Source organism: Actinomadura macrotermitis (genome assembly GCF_009604375.1).
Classification (GTDB): Bacteria; Actinomycetota; Actinomycetes; order Streptosporangiales; family Streptosporangiaceae; genus Spirillospora; species Spirillospora macrotermitis.
This window is the reverse complement of record NZ_WEGH01000006.1, coordinates 418783-436417: the sequence shown is the minus strand read 5'-3', so window position 1 is coordinate 436417 and position 17635 is coordinate 418783. Positions and strand designations below refer to the sequence as shown.

The 17635-nt window shown below is 74.2% G+C and carries 15 protein-coding genes; 11 read left to right on the top strand and 4 right to left on the bottom strand.

All coding sequences use genetic code 11. The features are described from left to right. Nucleotides 1-62 precede the first annotated feature (62 nt). Nucleotides 63-689: an FMN-binding negative transcriptional regulator gene (locus ACRB68_RS38430; RefSeq protein ID WP_153541600.1), complete on the top strand. Its 627-nt coding sequence runs from the start codon at nt 63-65 to the stop codon at nt 687-689. Here ACRB68_RS38430 and ACRB68_RS38425 read toward each other — a convergent pair. Next, nucleotides 686-1441, bottom strand: a complete 756-nt coding sequence (locus ACRB68_RS38425; RefSeq protein WP_328595305.1) for a M50 family metallopeptidase — start codon at nt 1439-1441, stop codon at nt 686-688. The genes ACRB68_RS38430 and ACRB68_RS38425 overlap by 4 nt on opposite strands. A gap of 82 nt (nt 1442-1523) precedes the next feature. Here ACRB68_RS38425 and ACRB68_RS38420 point away from each other — a divergent pair, with 82 nt between their 5' ends. Beyond that, a complete protein-coding gene (locus tag ACRB68_RS38420) occupies nt 1524-1967 on the top strand; it encodes a helix-turn-helix transcriptional regulator (RefSeq protein ID WP_153541596.1) in 444 nt (147 codons plus the stop codon). Between the two features lie 23 nt (nt 1968-1990). Further along, nucleotides 1991-2416: a VOC family protein gene (locus ACRB68_RS38415; RefSeq protein WP_153541594.1), complete on the top strand. Its 426-nt coding sequence runs from the start codon at nt 1991-1993 to the stop codon at nt 2414-2416. 30 nt (nt 2417-2446) lie between these two features. On the opposite strand, the gene ACRB68_RS38410 is transcribed toward ACRB68_RS38415, so the two are convergent. Then, entirely contained in the window at nt 2447-3013 is a 567-nt protein-coding gene (locus ACRB68_RS38410; protein WP_153541591.1) for a TetR/AcrR family transcriptional regulator, read from the bottom strand. A 61-nt stretch (nt 3014-3074) separates the two neighbouring features. Between ACRB68_RS38410 and ACRB68_RS38405 the strand changes: the two genes are divergently transcribed. The 6 genes from ACRB68_RS38405 (at nt 3075) to ACRB68_RS38380 (ending at nt 12092) form a co-directional block, all read left to right on the top strand. Then, on the top strand, nt 3075-3485 hold the full coding sequence (locus tag ACRB68_RS38405) for a nuclear transport factor 2 family protein (protein WP_153541589.1): 411 nt from the start codon (nt 3075-3077) through the stop codon (nt 3483-3485). 218 nt (nt 3486-3703) lie between these two features. Next, nucleotides 3704-5257 carry a CocE/NonD family hydrolase gene (locus ACRB68_RS38400; protein ID WP_194293610.1) on the top strand — a complete coding sequence of 518 codons (1554 nt, stop codon included), beginning with the start codon at nt 3704-3706 and terminating at the stop codon, nt 5255-5257. A gap of 168 nt (nt 5258-5425) precedes the next feature. Further along, nucleotides 5426-7789 carry a fibronectin type III domain-containing protein gene (locus tag ACRB68_RS38395; protein ID WP_153541585.1) on the top strand — a complete coding sequence of 788 codons (2364 nt, stop codon included), beginning with the start codon at nt 5426-5428 and terminating at the stop codon, nt 7787-7789. Beyond that, a complete protein-coding gene (locus ACRB68_RS38390; protein WP_153541583.1) occupies nt 7780-8772 on the top strand; it encodes an AAA family ATPase in 993 nt (330 codons plus the stop codon). Before ACRB68_RS38395 ends, ACRB68_RS38390 begins: the two co-directional genes overlap by 10 nt. A gap of 3 nt (nt 8773-8775) precedes the next feature. Further along, nucleotides 8776-9909, top strand: a complete 1134-nt coding sequence (locus tag ACRB68_RS38385; protein WP_153541581.1) for a DUF58 domain-containing protein — start codon at nt 8776-8778, stop codon at nt 9907-9909. Further along, nucleotides 9906-12092, top strand: coding sequence for a transglutaminaseTgpA domain-containing protein (locus tag ACRB68_RS38380; RefSeq protein ID WP_153541579.1), 2187 nt, complete (start codon nt 9906-9908; stop codon nt 12090-12092). Before ACRB68_RS38385 ends, ACRB68_RS38380 begins: the two co-directional genes overlap by 4 nt. On the opposite strand, the gene ACRB68_RS38375 is transcribed toward ACRB68_RS38380, so the two are convergent. Then, on the bottom strand, nt 12066-12980 hold the full coding sequence (locus ACRB68_RS38375) for a DUF5996 family protein (protein WP_153541577.1): 915 nt from the start codon (nt 12978-12980) through the stop codon (nt 12066-12068). The two genes, ACRB68_RS38380 and ACRB68_RS38375, sit on opposite strands and share 27 nt — an antisense overlap. 127 nt (nt 12981-13107) lie before the next feature. Here ACRB68_RS38375 and ACRB68_RS38370 point away from each other — a divergent pair, with 127 nt between their 5' ends. Continuing rightward, nucleotides 13108-14373, top strand: coding sequence for an acyltransferase family protein (locus tag ACRB68_RS38370; RefSeq protein WP_328595303.1), 1266 nt, complete (start codon nt 13108-13110; stop codon nt 14371-14373). Here the strand turns inward: ACRB68_RS38370 and ACRB68_RS38365 are convergent. Continuing rightward, nucleotides 14348-15886 (bottom strand): serine/threonine-protein kinase, encoded by a 1539-nt coding sequence (locus ACRB68_RS38365; protein WP_194293609.1) that lies wholly within the window; start codon nt 15884-15886, stop codon nt 14348-14350. The two genes, ACRB68_RS38370 and ACRB68_RS38365, sit on opposite strands and share 26 nt — an antisense overlap. 200 nt (nt 15887-16086) lie before the next feature. Between ACRB68_RS38365 and ACRB68_RS38360 the strand changes: the two genes are divergently transcribed. Then, nucleotides 16087-17514, top strand: coding sequence for a carotenoid oxygenase family protein (locus ACRB68_RS38360; RefSeq protein WP_207709980.1), 1428 nt, complete (start codon nt 16087-16089; stop codon nt 17512-17514). Nucleotides 17515-17635: the final 121 nt, after the last annotated feature.

The window sequence follows — 17635 nt, the reverse complement described above, 5'->3', positions numbered from 1 at the left end:
TATCCACCGGGTCGGACAATCCACTGCCCTGGTCAGAACGGGGCATCGGTAGGGTTCCGGGCATGCTTGTGCATCCTTGGGACGCCCCTCTCGACGACGGTGAGTGGAAGGCCTGGCTGGCCGACGGGCGGGACTTCGGGCAGCTCGTCGCGGGCGGGCGGGACCGGGATCTGCCCGTGGTGGTGCCGACGCACTTCCTGTTCGACGGGGAGCGCAGCGTCCGGTTGCACCTGGCGCGGCCCAACCCGGTCTGGGAGGCCCTGGAGGAGCGGCCCCGCGCGGTGCTGACGGTGATCGACGACTACGTGTACGCGCCCTCGGAGTGGGGGCGCAACGAGGGGCAGGACGTCGGGCGGGCCATTCCCACCTCGTACTACGCCAGCGTCCAGCTCGCCTGCGATGTGCGGATCGTGGACGGGGACGCGGAGAAGGCCGCGATCCTGAACGCCCAGCTCGCGCACTTCGAGCCCGGTTCGGCGCGGCTGCCCGTGGACCTGGCCGACCCCGACCGGCGGGTGCTGCCGGGCATCCGGGGCCTGGAGCTGACCGTCACCGGGGTGCGGGCCAAGTTCAAGTACGCCGGCAACAAGAAGCGGCCCGTGCTCGAGCGCATCGCCGATCGGCTGGCCGACCGGGGCACGGCGGCCGATGAGCGGGCCCTCGCCCACCTGCGCCGCCGGCACCTTTAGAGGCCGGGCAGCGAGGCGGTGTCGGGGGCCAGCAGGAGGCCGCCGAGGGCCAGGGAGCCGAGCGCGACCGCGATGAACAGCGCGACCCAGGTGAGGCCCGGGACGCCCGTCAGGTGGGCGAGCTGGTCGGCGTCGGAGGACAGGTACATCGAGCGGGCCCGCATCTGCTGGGCCCGGGTCCGCTGCAGCTCGATCACCGGGCGGGTCGCGGCGAACAGCAGGAACCAGGCGGCCAGGTAGGCGAACGCGGCCTGCAGCGTGGGCCCGGCCAGCCAGGACACCCCGAACACCACCGCGCCGGTGACCAGCACCGACACCGCGCCGTAGACGTTGCGGATCATCACCAGCATGGCGCCGAGCAGGGCGAGGGAGAACCACAGCATCAAGGTGATGCGGCCCGCCGCGAGCAGCGCGGCGAACAGCAGGCCGAGCAGCGGCGGCGTGAGGTAGCCGGCCATCGCGGTGAACACCATGCCGGGCCCGTGCGGCTTGCCGCGCGAGACGGTGACGCCCGAGGTGTCGGAGTGCAGCTTGATCCCGTCCAGCTTGCGGCCGGTGACGAGCGCGATCAGCGCGTGCCCGCCCTCGTGCGCGATGGTGACCACGTTGCGCGCGATCCGCCAGGTGCGGCCGTGCAGGACGGTGCCGAGCGCGAGCAGCCCGACCAGGATCACCAGCCACCAGGGCGGGGCCGGCTGGGTGCCGGTCAAACGGTCGAACAGGTCGGTGCCACTAGCGATGATCACGTCCACCCCGGATTCTTCGGTCGCGATGTCACAGAGTAGGACGTGCGGGGCGCCTCCGGCGTTCGTCCGGCGCGCAATACTGGCGGACATGGCCTTCGTTCCACCGGCGCGGCACCTGCTGCGCGCCAAGGACCTGGCGGACGGACGGTACTTCGAGCCGCTGACCGTCGCCGACCTCGCCCGCGCCGCCGGCCTGTCGCGCGGGCACTTCAGCCAGGAGTTCCGGCGCGCGTTCGGCGAGTCCCCGCACGCCTACCTGCTCACCCGGCGGCTGGAGCGGGCCGCCGCGCTGCTGCGCGACACCGACTGGACGGTCACCGAGATCTGCCTGCGGGTCGGCCTGCAGAGCACCGGCTCGTTCACCACCAGCTTCGGGCGCGTGTACGGCATGACGCCGACGGTGTACCGGGCCTCGTTCCCGCCCGCCGCGGCGCGGGCCCGGGTTCCGGCGTGCATGCGGCGCATTTACGGGCGCCCGAAGAACCGGACGTTTCGAGAAGACGCCCCCAGGGACAGCGCCGTAGCGTCGTGACCACCGATTCCACGGAGGTTCCGATGATCACTGTTTCCAGTACGCAGCTCTGGGTGCACGACCAGGACGAGGCGCTGGAGTTCTACACCCGCAAGCTCGGCATGGAGGTGCGCGTCGACGTCAGCCCGCCCGAGATGGGGGGCTTCCGCTGGCTGGAGGTCGGCCCGCCCGGCCGCGAGGGCATGGGCATCGTGCTGATGACGGTGCCCGGCCAGCCGATCATGGACGAGGCGACCGCCGCGCAGGTCCGGGAACTGACCGCCAAGGGCTTCGCCGGGACGGTCTTCCTGGCCACCGACGACTGCCGCGCCGCGCACAAGGAGCTGGTCGCGCGGGGCGTGGAGTTCGTCGAGGAGCCCACCGAGGAGCCGTACGGCATCGACGCGTCCTTCCGCGACCCGTCCGGCAACCACATCCGCCTCACCCAGACCAAGGAGATGTCCTTCTGAGGACACGGCGACCTGGTCCCCGCCCGCACCTCAGGACGAGCGCGGCAGTACGGCGCGGCAGGCGGCGAGGACGAGGTCGTCGACCGTGGGCGGGGGCGAGCGCCGTTCCACCAGATGCCGGTGGACCGCGCCGTAGGGGACGTCGACCAGCGCGAAGATCAGGCGGTCGAGGTCGAGTTCCGGACGTTCGGTGGCGAAGGCGTGCAATGCGGCCCCCACGCGGGAGTTGACCGAGGCCAGGTCGTCGCCGAGCTCGTCGGGCCAGCGGGCCAGCAGGTCCTCGCGGCGGTGCAGGAGCAGCACGGCCGCCTCGGCGGGATGTTCCCGGCACCACCGGGGGGTGTGCAGCGCGGCGGCCTCGGCGTCCCCTGCGGCCAGCGCGGCCAGGAAGCCCTCCTGGAACAGCCGCACGCACCGCAGCCACAGCGCCGCGAGCAGCAGGTCCCGCGAGCCGAACCGGTGGTAGACCGAGCCGGTCGGGGCACCCGCGCGGGCGGCGACCGCCCCCATCGTGGCCGAGGCCGGACCGGCCTCGGCCACGATGGCCAGCGCCGCGTCCAGGATCTGGTCGGTGTCGAACTTGGCGGGTCTTCCCACGCTCTGCGTCCCCTGGTATTAGTTGGTTGATTCTAGAATCTACCAACTAATTGGAGCGCGCATGACGACCCCCCTCGGCCAGGTGCAGGCCTTCTACACCGCCGCCCGGTCCGCCGACGCCGTCGGACTCGCGAAGCTGCTGCACCCCGGCTTCGAGGCCCACACCGCGCCGGGCATGCCCTGCGGCGCGGGTGGCGCCTTCCATGGCCCCGACGAGGCCCTCGGCCGGATCTGGGGCGCGGTCTACCAGGAGTTCGAGACGGTCCCCTATCCCGAGACCTGGCAGGAGACGAGCGACGGCACGTTCGTGGTCACCGGCCACTACCGGGGCACCGCGCGGTCCACCGGCCGCGCCTACGAGGCCGAGTTCGTGCACCTGTGGCGAGTGGCCGACGACAAGCTGTCCTGGCTGCACCAGTACACGGACACGACCCGCTGGAACGAGGCCCTGACCCCCATCGAGCGGGTCTGAACGCCCCGCCTCGCAGCCCGATCATGCCGCCCGGCTCCCGGCGGGCGTACCGGTGCTGCGGCGCCGTGGCCGGACGGGCCGTCCGGTGACGCTCGTCACTCGTGACACAAAAGTCGGGTTCTGTCACACTGAACGCCGTTCTAGTCATCAGTAACCGCTTTCTGGTCACGGACGGCCGCAGGGCGGGTTCCGGACCGGCGTTCTTGGGGGAATGGCCCGTGTTCAAGTGCAGGACGGCCGCTGTGATCGCGCTGGCCGGGGCCGCCGGCGGAACGGTGGCGGCGGCCCCGCCGGCGAGCGCCGCCCCGGCCTACGACTACCGCGAGATCGCCATCTCGAGCACCGGCGGCGTGAAGCTCGACGGCAACGTCTTCGTCCCGCGCGGCAAGGGCCCGCACCCGGCGATCGTGTTCATCTCCAGTTGGACCCTGGAGGACCACGAGTACATCGCGCAGGCGGCCAAATTCGCCGAGAAGGGCTACATCGTCCTCAGCTACACCGCGCGCGGATTCTTCAACTCCGGCGGCGGCATCGACGTGGCCGGGCCGGACGACTGGGCCGACGGCTCCAGGGCCATCGACTGGCTGGAGTCGCACACACCGGTGGACCGTTCCAGGATCGGGTTCGCCGGCATCTCCTACGGCTCGGGCATCAGCCAGCTGGTCGCCGCGCACGACAAGCGCGTCGCGGCCGTCGTCGCCATGGACACCTGGGGCGACCTGGTCGAGTCGCTGTACGCGAACGAGACCCGGCACATGAGCGCCTACGCGATGCTGGCCATCACGGGCCGCCTCACCGGGCGCCTCAGCCCGGCCAGCGACCGGATCATCAACGACTTCGGCGCCAACCGCAACGTCCCGCAGCTGATCAAGTGGGGCGCGGTGCGCTCGCCCGGCAATTACCAGGCGCAGCTCAACGCGCGCCGGGTGCCGATCATGATCTCCAACTCCTACGGCGAGACGCTGTTCGCGCCGAACCAGGTGCTGCGCCACTTCGCCGGCCTCACCGGCCCGAAGCGGCTGGACCTGTCGATCGGCGACCACGCCACCGCGCACGCCACCGGCGTCTTCGGTATCCCGAGCCGCACCTGGGACGACGCCCACCGCTGGTTCGACCACTACCTGACCGGCCGGGACAACGGCATCGACCGCGAGCCGCCGATCGCGGCCGAGGTCGCCTGGTCGCGCAAGGTCGAGCGCTACCGGGACGTCGCGTCGATGACCGGGCGCACCGAGCGGCTCGGCCTCGCCGGCGACGGCACGCTCGGCGCGGTGGCCCCGGCGGGCTGGAACCGGGCGCTGCCCGCCGGCAAGGACAGCGCCGCGACCGCCGGCATCGTCATCGTCAGCGGCGGCCTGCAGACCTTCGGCATCCCCAACACCCTCGACACCGGCCGGATCGACCGGCGCGTGGCGGGCGTGTGGAGCACCCCGGTGCTGAAGGCGGGCAAGCGGCTGCGCGGTATTCCCAGGCTCGACCTGACCGTCACCGCCTCCGCCAGGACCGGCACGCTGGTGTCGTACCTGTACGACGTCGACGCCAAGGGCAAGGGCCGTCTGATCACCCACGAGGCCACCACGCTGCTGCGCGCCGTCCCCGGCAGGGCGCAGCGGGTGCCGGTGCGGCTCCAGGCGACCTCGTTCGACGTGCCCGCCGGGCACCGGCTGATGCTCGTCGTCGACACCAAGGACCCGCTGTACGGCGACGCCGATGTCGCCGGTTCGACGATCACCGTTCAGGCGCCGTCGGCCTTGGACCTGCCGCTCGGCTGAACGGTTCCGTCGCCACGATGTGATCCGCCCCACGGAACGGCCGCCGCAAGCGGCCAGTCTGATCGTTCTCTGGTGAAATGCAGTGCTTGCAGCACTATGGTGCGCTTCGCGTTGTTGTCGCCGGTCGGTCGGACGTGACCCCCGGGGCCGGGGCGAAGGGGGACGGGGATGGGTGTGCGAGGTCTGCTGCGGCGGGACCGGCTGTCCGGGCAGATCACCATCGGGCTGGTCGGCGTGCTGCTGGTGTCGGCGCTGGTCTACGGCGTCGGCATGGCGAGCGCCACCTACCGGGTGTCCGACGTCGGCGCGTGGCTGAGCGCCACCGCCCGCGGCATGGTGGTGCACGCCAACGGGCTCGCCGGGCGGGTCGACGGCAAGACGAGCGTGCCGCAGAGCCGCGGGCACCGCATCAAGATCGTGCAGAACGGCCGCGACGTGCTGCTCGTCGACGAGGCCACCGGCGTCGTCAGCCGCATCGACCCCGCGCAACTGCAGGTCGAGCAGACCCGCCGGCTCGGCGTCGGCCTGCAGGTGGTGCTCGGCGCGGGCACCGCCTACGCGGTGGACCGCCGCGGCGGCACGGTCCAGCGCATCGACCCGGTCTCCCTCGCCGGCGTCGGCGCGCCCGTCACGCTCGCCCCGCCGCTGGACCGGGCCGGGCTGGACGCCCGGGGCACGCTGTGGGTGCCGGTCCCGGCGTCCGGGCAGCTGGTCCCGGTGAGCAACGGCGCCAAGGGGCGGCCGGTCCAGGTCGGCGGCGGGGGCGGCGGCCTGCAGCTGTCGATCGTGGCGGGCACCCCGGTCGCGGTCGACCCGGCCGCCGCCGTCGCGACGATCATCAGGCCGGGCGGCGTGCAGAAGGTGGCGCTGCCCCCGGCGATCCGCGACGCGGGCCCCGGCGGGGTGCGGCTGCCCGCGGCCGCCGAGAGCCTGACCGTCCCGCTGCTCGGCGCGCGCGACTCGCTGACCCTGCTGGACACCGGCACCGGCGCGGTCACCTCGGTCGGCCTGCGGATGCCCCGGCACCGCTTCGGCGAGCCGCAGGTCCTCGGCCCGAAGGTCTACATCCCCGACGAGACGGCCGGGTCGCTGATCGTCTACAACTACGCGACCCGGCGGGCCGAGCAGCAGGTGCCGGTGTCGGGACGTCCCGGGCCGCTCGACGTGTTCGTCAAGGACGGCCTGCTGTGGGCCAACGACCCGGGCGGCGAGGCGGCGGTCTCGCTGGACTCGTCCGGGGCCGCCAAGCACATCCGCAAATACGAGGACAAGGTGGCGGGCGGCACCCGCAAGCAGCTCCCGAACCCCGAGACGGGACGCACCGGCGGCACGTCCCCCGACGACCGGAGGAAGGGCGGCGACCGCCGCCGCAGGCGGGACGGGCTGCCGTCCGCCGCGAGCTCGGTGGTCGCCCGGGGCGAGAACAACACGATCACGGTGACGTTCCAGCCGTCGGTGCCCGGGAAGGTGCAGCCGGCGGGCTACGTCCTGCAGACGGCGGACGGCGCGGCCGTCGGCAACGCCGCGCCGGGCGAGGTGAAGCCGGGCCAGGAGTACAAGTTCACGGTCTCGGGGCTGGAGTGCAGCAAGGTGTACTCCTACCGGGTCGTCGTCCGCTACCAGGACCCGAGGACCCGCCGGATGAAGAACGGGCCGCCGTCCGACGCGGCCAACGCCACGGCCTGCGAGCTACCGGGCGCGCCCAAGAACGTCGCCGCGAGCGGTGCCGGCGGCAAGGTCACCGTCACCTTCGAGGAGGGCGACAACCCGCAGGTGGTGCAGCAGTACCTCCTCACCGACGGCAGCGGCAAGGCGGTCGCCGGGGTGGCCCCGCTTCCCCGGGACGGCGCGAAGCAGTTCGTCGTCACGGGCCTCAAGTGCACGACCACGGAGTACACCTTCGGGGTCACCGCGCTCTACCAGGACGGCGGGGCGACGAAGAAGGCGCCGTCGGGGAACTTCGCCAACGCCCGGCCCTGCATAGCGCCCGGCCCACCGGGCAACGTCACGGCCGATCCCGCCAACCACGGCGGGACGATCACCTGGACCAAGAGCACGGGTGACGGCATCTCCTACCACGTGTCGTGGGAGGTCGGGACGGACGACGTCAAGACCCTGTCCTACTCGCTCAACAAGCTCACCAACGGCAGGACCTACCAGATCCGTGTCTCGGCGCAGAACGGCGCGGGCTCCCAGTCCGCCGGTACGGTCCTGAACCTCGACCCGGCCCTGCACGCCGTGAACTACAACGGCCACAACAACAACAGCACCAGCACGTTCCTGCACACCGCGGCGGGGCTGAACACGCCGCGATCCGGGTCGTTCCCGAAGGGATTCACCGGCCAGGTGAAAGTGATCTGCCAGGTGACGAACGACATGGTCACCGACGCCAACGACCCGAACCTGAAGAGCAATGTCTGGGACCAGATCGAGTACAACGGCGGCCGTCACTGGGTCAGCGACCTCTATGTGACGACGCCGGGCTCCAACTCAGGCCAGTTGTCCGAATCCAAGGTCTGGGGATGCCAGTGACCGAGAACCGCCCCCTGCCGGACGCCGACGCCATCGCGGCCCGTTTCGCGCAGCTGTTCGGCGTGCTCGCGCAGAACATCGAGCAGGTCGTCCGCGGCAAGCGCGAGAAGGTCGAGCTGGCGCTGGTCTGCCTGCTCGCCGAGGGACACCTGCTGGTGGAGGACGTGCCCGGCGTCGGCAAGACGACGCTCGCGCGCGCCATCGCCGCGTCGGTGGACGCCAAGTGGACCCGGGTGCAGTTCACCCCGGACCTGCTGCCGAGCGACATCACCGGGGTGTCGATCTTCAACCAGGCGCAGCAGACCTTCGACTTCCACGCCGGGCCGATCTTCGCGAACCTGGTGGTGGCCGACGAGATCAACCGCGGCTCGCCGAAGACCCAGTCGGCGCTGCTGGAGGTCATGGAGGAGCGGCGGGTCACCGTGGAGGGCGTGCCGCACCCGGTGCCGCGCCCCTTCCTGGTGATCGCGACGCAGAACCCGGTCGACATGGACGGCACCTACCCGCTGCCCGAGGCGCAGCTGGACCGGTTCCTGATGCGGATCTCGATGGGCTACCCCGACCATCGCGCCGAGGTGGCGGTGCTGGCCGGCGCGCCGACCGGGGCGGCGCTGGACCGGATGCCGCCGGTGGCCTCCCGCGACGACGTCGCCCGCATGATCGAGTTCGCCGGGCGGCTGCACGTGGCGCCGCCGCTGTACGACTACGTGGTGCGCGTCGTCGCCGCCACCCGCGACCACCGGGACCTGCGGCTCGGCGCGAGCCCGCGGGCGAGCCTGGCGCTGCTGCGGGCGGGCCGGGTGCGCGCGGCGGCCGCGGGCCGGGCCTACCTGGTGCCCGAGGACGTCAAGGCCCTGGCGGTCCCGGTGATCGCGCACCGGCTGATCGTCACGCCGGAGGCCGAGCTGCGCGGCCGCACCGGCGCCGACGTGGTCGCCGAGGTGCTGGCCGCGGTGCCGACGCCGCAGGCGGCCGGGGTCTAGCCGATGCCGACGCCGCTGGGCCGGGGGATCGCGGCCGCGTCCGTGGTGTTGTACGCGCTCGGCTGGTGGCTCGGCTATCCCGAGCCCGCGATGCTGGCGGTCGCCGGGCTGCTCGCGGTCGTCGCCGCGCTGCTGTGGACGCTGCCCGCGCCCCGGCTGGAGATCCGCCGGGAGATCGCGCCGCGCAAGGTGGCGCGGGGCGAGCCCGCCGCCGGGGTGCTGCACGTCGTCAACGCCGGGCGCGGCCTGCGCGGCGGCCTGGTCGCGCACGACGCCGCCGGGCCGGAGACCGTGGCGGTGCGGGTCCCGCGGCTGCGCGCGGGCGGCCGCCGGACCGTCAGCTACCGGCTGCCGACCGGGCGGCGCGGGGAGATCGCGGTCGGGCCGCTGCGGCTGGTGCGCGCCGACCCGCTCGGGCTGGCGCGCCGCGTCCGCGCGTACGGCGCGCCGCAGACGCTGCTGGTGCGGCCCCGCACCGTCGCGCTGTCGGTGCTGCCGTCGGGCCGCGCGCACCACCTGGAGGGGCCGACCAGCGACCGGTCGCCGGCGGGCACCGCGACGTTCCACGCGCTGCGCGAGTACGTGATCGGCGACGAGCTGCGGCACATCCACTGGAAGTCGTCCGCGCGGACCGGGACGCTGATGGTCCGCCGGCTGGTGGACGCGAGCCTGCCGACCACCACGGTGCTGCTGGAGGCGCGCCCGGACGCCTGGCGCGACCCCGACGACTTCGAGCTGGCCGTCGACGCCGCCGCGTCGGTCGCGGTCGCCGCCGCCCGCGCCTCCTTCCCGGTCCGGGTGCTGACCGGGACGGGCGAGGTCGCGGCGACCCGGGGCGGCCCCGAGGACGCCGAGGTGCTGCTGGACCGCCTCACCCGGGTCGGCCGCGAGCCGGGACCGGCGTCGCTGCTCGACGCGCTGCGCCGGGTGCGGCCCGGCGGCTCGCTGGTGGTGATCCTGCAGGACGGCGCCGAGTCCGGCCGCGTCGCCGCCGTGCGCGCCCGGTTCGACCGGGTCGTGGTGGTCCGGGTCCGTCCGGACGGTCCCGCGCCGGCGCCGCCCGGCGTGCCGGTCGCCGAGATCGCCGACCTGGAGGAGCTCGCCGCCGCCTGGCCGCTGCTGGGGCGGGGCCGGTGAACCGGAGGCTGCTCGCGCTGCCGGTGACCGCGTGCCTGGCGGCCGTCGCCGGGCTGGCCTTCCACCGGGTGTTCGGGTTCGGGCCCGTGGTGCCGGTGGCGGTCGTCGCCGCGCTCGTGCCGACCGCGCTCGCGGCGCTGCTGTCGGGCGTCCGTCCGTGGCCGCTGTGGGTCTCGGCCGTGGCGACCGTCCCGGCGTGGCTGGCGACGGCCGCCGCGACGGTGCTGCGGCCGACGCTCGGGGACGGCTCGTTCACCCGCACGCTGCGCGAAGGCGTGCTCGGCTCGTGGAAATCGATCCTGACCACGCTGCTGCCCGCGCCGGCCGAGCCCGCCCTGCTGCTGCTGGTGCACCTGGTGGTGTGGCTCGCGGCGTTCGCAGGCGCTGAACTTGCGCTGCGGACCCGGTTGCGCGCGTTGCCGGGGGTTCCGGCGCTCGCGGCGTTCGCGGTCGCGTTGCTGCTCGGCGTGGACGGCTCCGGCTCCAACCTCGGTCTCGCCGCCGCGACCGTCGTGCTGCTGGCGGTGCTGATGCTGCTGCGCTCGGCCCCTGATGAGGAGGGACGCGGGTGGCGGACGATCCTGGCCGGTCTGCCCGCCGCCGCCGCACTCGGCGCGCTGGCGCTGGCCGTCGGGCCGTTCGTGCCTGTCGGGGCCGAGCCCTACAACCCGCGTGAGCAGGTACAGGCGCCGCCGCCGCAGACCCGCGACAGTGTCAGCCCGCTGGACCGCGTCGGCGGCTGGCTGCTCAGCCCCGACCAGGTGCTGTTCACCGTCCGGGCGGCGCGCCGCGAGGAGTGGCGCCTGGCCGTCCTGGACCGGTTCGACGGCGTGACCTGGACCTCCGGCGCCCGCTTCGTGCCGACCGGCAGCCGGGTGCCGCCGTCCCCGGACGAGGTGGACCGCAGCGCGCTGCCCCAGACGATCACCGTCCGGGGGCTGCCCGGCGTCTGGGCGCCCGCCGCCGACCGGCCCCGCCGCGTCGACGGCCTCGGCGTCGTGGTCGACCCCGGCAGCGGTGTCCTCGCCGCCGTCCGGCCGCTGCAGCCCGGCCAGACCTACCGGGTGGAGTCGCAGACGCCGAAGTGGGACGTGGAGGATCTGGAGTCGGCGAGCATCGCCGACGACGCCGAGGCCCGTGCCGCCCTGCAACTGCCGTGGGGGCCGGGCGCGACGAAGGAGCCCGTGCAGATCGCCGAGTTCCGGCGGTTCGCCAAGCAGGCCACCGCCGACGCGGACTCGCCCGTCCAGCGGGCCGCGATGCTCGCCGCCCGCCTGCGCGCACATGCCCGGTACTCGGTGACGGCGCCGCCCGGCCACGGCTACCGGCAGCTCGACTACTTCCTCGGCGAGGGCAGGAACGGGACGCCCGAGCACTTCGCCACCGCCTACGCGGTGCTCGCCCGCACCATCGGCCTGCCGACCCGCATCAAGGTCGGGTTCAGCGGCGGGCACCGAGTGGGGGACGTCCTGGAGGTGCGGTCGGGCGATGTGATGGTGTGGCCGGAGGTCAAGTTCGACGGGATCGGCTGGATGCCGTTCAACCCGACCCCCGACCGTCCCGGCAAGGCCGAGCAGGACGACTCGGTCGCGGAGGGGGAGTCGCGCAAGCTCGAGCAGGCGCAGCAGAACGCCGCCGAGAAGAAGCGCGCCGGCGACGGGCCGAACGACCAGACCCCGCCGCCCGCCGCGAAGCCGCACCACGAGGAGGGGGACCCGCTGCCCTGGTGGGCGTACGCGCTCGCGGCGGTCGCCGTCCTGATCGCCGGCTACCTGGGCGCGGCGCTGACCGCCCCGGCGCTGCGCCGCCGCCGCAGGCGCGCCGGGACGCCCGCGGCCCGCATCGTGGGCGCCTGGCAGCAGGCGCTGGAGCATCTCGCCGACGTCGGGCTCGGCACCGCCCGCACCCTCACCGCGCACGAGGTCGCCCGGTTCGGGGCACGGCACGTCGGCGACGACTCCCTGGCCCATCTGCGCCCGCTCGCCGACCTGGTCGACCGGACGCGGTTCGCGCAGGCCGAGGCCGACCCGCGCGCCGCCGACCGGGCCTGGGAGCACAGCGACGGGCTCGGCCGCCTCGTCACCGCCAAGGCCGGCCGGCTGCGGCGGCTGCGGCGCCGCCTGCACCCGCGGTCGCTGCGCCCGCGCCCGGAGCCGCTACACGGTGGCCGGGCAGAACGATGAGCGCAGCTCGGCGACGGGCCAGCCGAGCGTGTCCGCCCCGGCCAGGTAGGCGCTCTGCAGGAAGCCCAGCACCGTCGCCCGGGGGTCGGCGGACGCGCGGACGTCGTCCCAGCCCAGCCGGGCCTGGTGCGTCGCCCCGGCGGGCACCCAGCGGGCGGTGTCCGGGCGCAGCGGCCGGGCGGTCAGGTCGCCCGGCTCGGGGTGGGCGTAGGAGTAGAACGCCGGGCCGGGCGTCTCGGGGTCGCCCGGCCACCAGCCGAAGCTGATCACCTCGTGGCTGTAGGCCTCGCCCGCCACCCGCCCCGCGCCCTCGGGCACCGGCGCGGGCCGCCCCGAGAAGCGGGCGGTGGCGAGGTCGAAGCTGTGCCAGAACAGCTGGACCGGGCTCGCCTTGCCGCAGAACCAGCCCTGGAAACCGGTGAGGACCTCGTCGGTCCACGCCAGCGCCTGCTGGAACCGGGCCGCCGCGGCGGGGTCGTAGCAGGCGTGCTCGGTGTCGTCGGCGAACGGCGTGGTCATCGGCACCCCGTACGGCTCGGCCTTGATCGTGATGTGCACGCCGAGCCCGCGCAGCAGCGACATCAGCTCGTAGTAGAGCGCCGCGACCGACAGGCCCGGGCGGAGCGGGATGGCCTCCTCCAGGCCGGGGGTGTTCACGATCAGCAGGTGCCGGACCAGGTCGAAGGAGATGCGGAAGCGCACCCCGCCGTGCGCCATCGGGCCGGTGGCGTAGCCGCGTTCGTCCACCCGCAGCGTCGTGTGCCACCAGTGGTTGCGCGGCGGCGCCGACGCGAGCTGGATCTTCCCCACGATCTGCGTCCACAGATGCAGGGTGTCCCGGGTCCGCTCCCAGGCCGGCAGGGGCAGGGCGGGCAGCACGTCGCTCATGTCCGCCTTCTACCCGCCCGACGTGCGAATTTTGCCCGGTTGCCCAGGTGCGGGCATTTCTTGGCGCGCGCTTGCTTCTGGTGATAAGGGCGCTTGTCCGTCTGATCGCTAATAGGGTCTTTGTCCTGTGGCTCCTCCCTCCTCCCCTCCGCCCCGGCTGGCCTGGCTGGACGCCCTGCGCGGCGTCGCGGCGCTCGTCGTGGCCTTCCACCACGGCTCCTACCACTACCTGCCGGGGCTGCGCCGGGCCCTGCTTCCCCACGTGAACCTCGGCGCCTGGGGCGTGCTGGTGTTCTTCCTGGTCAGCGGGTACATCGTGCCCGCGTCGCTGGAGCGCACCGGCTCGGTGCGGCGGTTCTGGATCAGCCGGGTGCACCGCATCCACCCGCTGCTGGTGTTCGCCCTCGCCGTCGTCCTGCTGGTCGCCGCGCTCGGCGGCAGGCCGCTCGCGGGGAACCCGCGCACCGGGACCGGCGTGGCGGTCGACGTGCTGGCGCACCTGACGATGGTGCAGGACCTGCTGGGCGTGCCGAACGCGGTCAACGTGCTGTGGACGCTGTCGTACGAGATGGTGTTCTACCTGCTGGTCGTGGCGCTGTTCGCGGCCGGGCTGCACCGCCGGTCGGCCGGCGTCGCGATGACGCTCGCCGTCGCCGCCGCCGCGCTGGCGGCGATCCTGCCGGTCGCCGCGCTGTCGCGGGGCCTCGGCGTGCGGCCCGTCGTCGTGGCGGCGGCCGTCCTGCTGGCCGCCGCGATCGGGCTGGGCTGCTCGGCCCGTCCCGCCCTCGTCCGGGCCGGGGCGCTGCTCGGCGGCCTGCTCGGCGCCGTGCTGGTGCTGGGCAACTCCCGGATCGACCCGTGGCAGGGGCTGATCGTGCTGGCCGTGATGTTCCTCGGCACCGCGATCCACCGCGCCGACCACGGGCAGGGCACCTGGCGCGGCGTCCTCGCCGCCGGGGCCGTGGTGGCCGGCGTCGCGGCCGGGCTCGGCGCCTGGCGGCAGGTGAACATGATCGACGCCGAGAGCGACGGCGCCTGGCCCCTCACGCTGGTGCTGGCCATGGCGTTCTTCGCCGCCGTCCGGGCGCTGCGGCACCGCCGGATGCCGCGCGCGCTGACCTGGTTCGGCGTGGTCAGCTACTCGGTCTACCTGCTGCACCCGCTGCTGCTGATCATCGCGGACGCGCTGTTCGGCCGGCCCGGCCGCGACGTCCCGCTGTACATGGCCGCCTTCCTGGCGGCGCTCCTGGCGGTGTGCGCCGTCAGCCACCGGCTGGTGGAGCGGCCGATGCAGCGTCTCGGCGGCCGGGTCGCCCGCCGCTACGCGCCCGCCGGGCGGCCGGAACCGGACCCCGCGCCCGTGCCGCTCACTTCCGCGCCCGGGCGCGGTTGACGCACGCCGGCGCCGACCACGCCACGTCGGCGGCCCGGCCCTGGTTCACCCGCAGCAGCGCGCCGACCCGGAAGCAGTAGCCGTGCCCGGCGCGCAGGCCGGTGACGGTCACCGTCTGCACGCCGTTGCCCGCCGTGACGACCGGGGTGCCGTCGGCGGGCTTCTTCTGCACCAGGATCGCCAGCTGCCGGGCGGCCGGGGGCAGCCGCCAGCGCAGCTCGGCGACCGTGCCGACCGCCCGGGCGGTGACGGCCCGCGGCCGGGCCGCCTCGTACTGGGCCTTGGCGATCGGCTCGGGCGCGGCACCCGGCGGGGCGGCGGACGCCAGGGGCGTCGCGGGGCCCTGGCCGCGGGGCGCGGGCGGCGGCTTGCCGTCGCCGCCCGACAGCGCGAGCGCGCCGATTCCGAGGCCGGCGCCGCCGAGCAGCGCGACGGCCGCCGCGATAACCAGGCCGCGGCGCGGGCCGTCCGGACCGGCTGGCTGCGGCCCGGTATGGCCCGGCGGCGGCCAGTTCGGCCCGGGGCCGGTGGTCGCCTGGGGCGGGGACTCGCGGGTCGGCGCCCAGCCGGGGACCGGCGGCGGCGCGGGATGGGCGGCCGGGGACGCGGCGGGCTGCGGGACGGCGGGCTGCGGCGTGACGGGCTGCGGGACGGGAGCCGCCCCGGCGCCGCTGTAGGCCAGGTCGGTGACGGGCAGGCCGAGCTCGCCCTGGAGGCGCTGCAGGGCGAGCGCGAACTCCACCGCCGTGGCGTAGCGCTGCTCGGGCGCCTTGGCCATCGCGCGGGCGATCACGTCGTACACCGCCGGCGGCACGTCGGCGCGCCCGAACGGCGGCGGCGGCGCGTTCAGCACCCGCACCGCGAGCTGCGCGATGCCCTCGCCGGCCCCGCCCTGGAAGGCCGGCCGCCCGGCGAGGAACTGGTAGAGGGTGGAGCCGAGCGAGTAGACGTCGGCGCGGGCGTCGGGCGTGCGGCCCTCCAGCACCTCCGGCGCGGCGTGGTAGGGCGTGAACGCCTGGGTGTGGCCGCCGTCGAAGGAGTCGACCAGCCGGGCGATGCCGAAGTCAGCGAGCGCCGGCTCGCCGTAGCGCGACAGCAGGATGTTCTGCGGCTTGACGTCGCGGTGCAGCACGTCGATCTCGTGGGTGGCGGCGAGCGCGCCCGCCAGCTTCACCCCGGCGCGCAGCGCCTCGGCGACCGGCAGCGGCCCCTCGCGCTGGAGGCGGTCGGCGAGCGAGCCGTGCTCGAAGAACTCCATCGCGATGTAGGGCCGGCCCGCGCGGGTGGTGCCGGTGTCCAGCACCGTGACCACGTTGGGGTGCCCCGACAGCCGCCCGGTGATCTTGCATTCGCGCTGGAAGCGGCGCAGCACCGCGTCGTCCACGGCGGCGACCGACAGCACCTTCAGCGCGACCGTGCGGTCCAGCCGCTCCTGGCGGGCCCGGTAGACGACGCTGAACCCGCCCTCGCCGATCTGGTCGAGCACGTGGTAGCCGGGGACGTCCTCACTCATCGGTCGGCGTGGTCCTTTGCGGCAGGCGGCGGGCGAACGTCCGACGTCGCGTGGCCGGGAGCGGTTCCCCAGGGGGGACGACAGCCTAGTACGGGGAGATGAAGGACGATCCGCCCCCATTAGTCGTTAGGTATTGAACTACGGGTGCCGGGCGTGGCACCCTGCGGGCAGCCCCGCACCGACCGCGCAAGGAGCCCACCGTGACGGCAGCGGCCCCGCCCACCGGCGGCGACGACCCCTGGCACCAGGTCTACGACGCGCTGGACACCGAGCACGACTACGAGATCACCGAGATCGACGGCGCCCTGCCCGAGGGCCTCACCGGCACCCTGTACCGCAACGGCCCGGGCCGCTGGCAGGTCGGCGAGAGCCTGCTGGACCACATCTTCGACGGCGACGGCATGCTGTCGCTGTTCTCGTTCGCGGACGGCCGCGCCCGCTACCGCAACCGGTACGTGCGGACCCGGCACTACCGCCACGGGCAGCGCACGGGCCGCACCGGCCTGCGCGGCCTCGGCACGCAGCGGCCCGGCGGGATGCCCGGCAACATGCTGCGCCCGCCCGCCAACGTCGCCAACACCGGCGTCGTCCTGCACGCCGGGCAGCTCCTGGCCCTGTGGGAGGGCGGCCGCCCCTACCGCCTGGACCCCGACACGCTGGAGACGCTCGGCGAGCACTCCTTCGGCGGCCGGCTGAAGGTGATGTCGGCGTTCTCGGCGCACCCGTCGCGCTGCCCCGACACCGGCGAGCTGTTCAACTTCGGCATGGACTTCACCCGCGCCCGCAGCCTGCGCTGCTACCGGGTGGACCCGGGCGGCCGGCTGCACCACCTGCCGCGCGTCCCGCTGCCCTACACGCCGTGGAACCACGACTTCGCGCTCACCCGCCGCCACCTGGTGTTCGTCGTCAACCCGGTGATTCCCAAGGCCGCGCAGATCCTGCTCGGCACCGGCTCCATCGCCGACGGCCTGAGCTACGAGCCGCACCGGCCGACCTGCTTCGCCATCGTGCCGCGCTACGGCGGCAAAGCGCGGGTGATCGAGCACGAGGCGCTGCTGGGGTTCCACATCGTCAACGCCTTCGAGGACGGCGGCGACATCGTGGTGGAGTTCGTCCGGTTCGCCGACTGGGCGCAGGTCTCCACCGCCTTCCGCGACTTCCGCACCAGCGACTTCCCGTGGGGGTGCGGGCTGATGCGCTACCGCGTCACCCCGTCGGGGAAGGTCACCGGCGAGGAGCTGTGCAGCGGGCCGATGGAGCTGCCGCACGCCGACGTCCGCCGGGCCGGCCGCCCGCACCGGCACACCTACTTCGCCGGCCGCACGGGGACCGGCATCGGTATCCAGCGCTTCGACCACGCGACGGGGGAGCGCGCCGCGCACGAGCTGCCGCCCGGCCACGGCTTCGGCGAGCCGGTCTTCGTGCCGCGCGCGCCGGGCGCCCCCGAGGGCGACGGCTGGCTGCTCACCCTCGCCTACGACCCCGCCGCGCACCGCTCGCGGCTGCTGGTGCTGGACGCCCGGGACGTGGCCGCCGACCCCGTCGCCACCCTGCACCTGCGGCACCACATTCCCATGGGATTCCATGGTGCGTTCACCGAAAGGGTCGCGCGGCCGCCAGCCACATAAAGCAAAAAACGGAAATGTCGGCCACTGCGCTTAATCCTTCGTTCAATTCGGCGCAGGTCGCCGCCCATCGCTTTAATCTCGGGTCCGCAATCAGACCCGGCAGGTTAGAGGAGTGGGCACG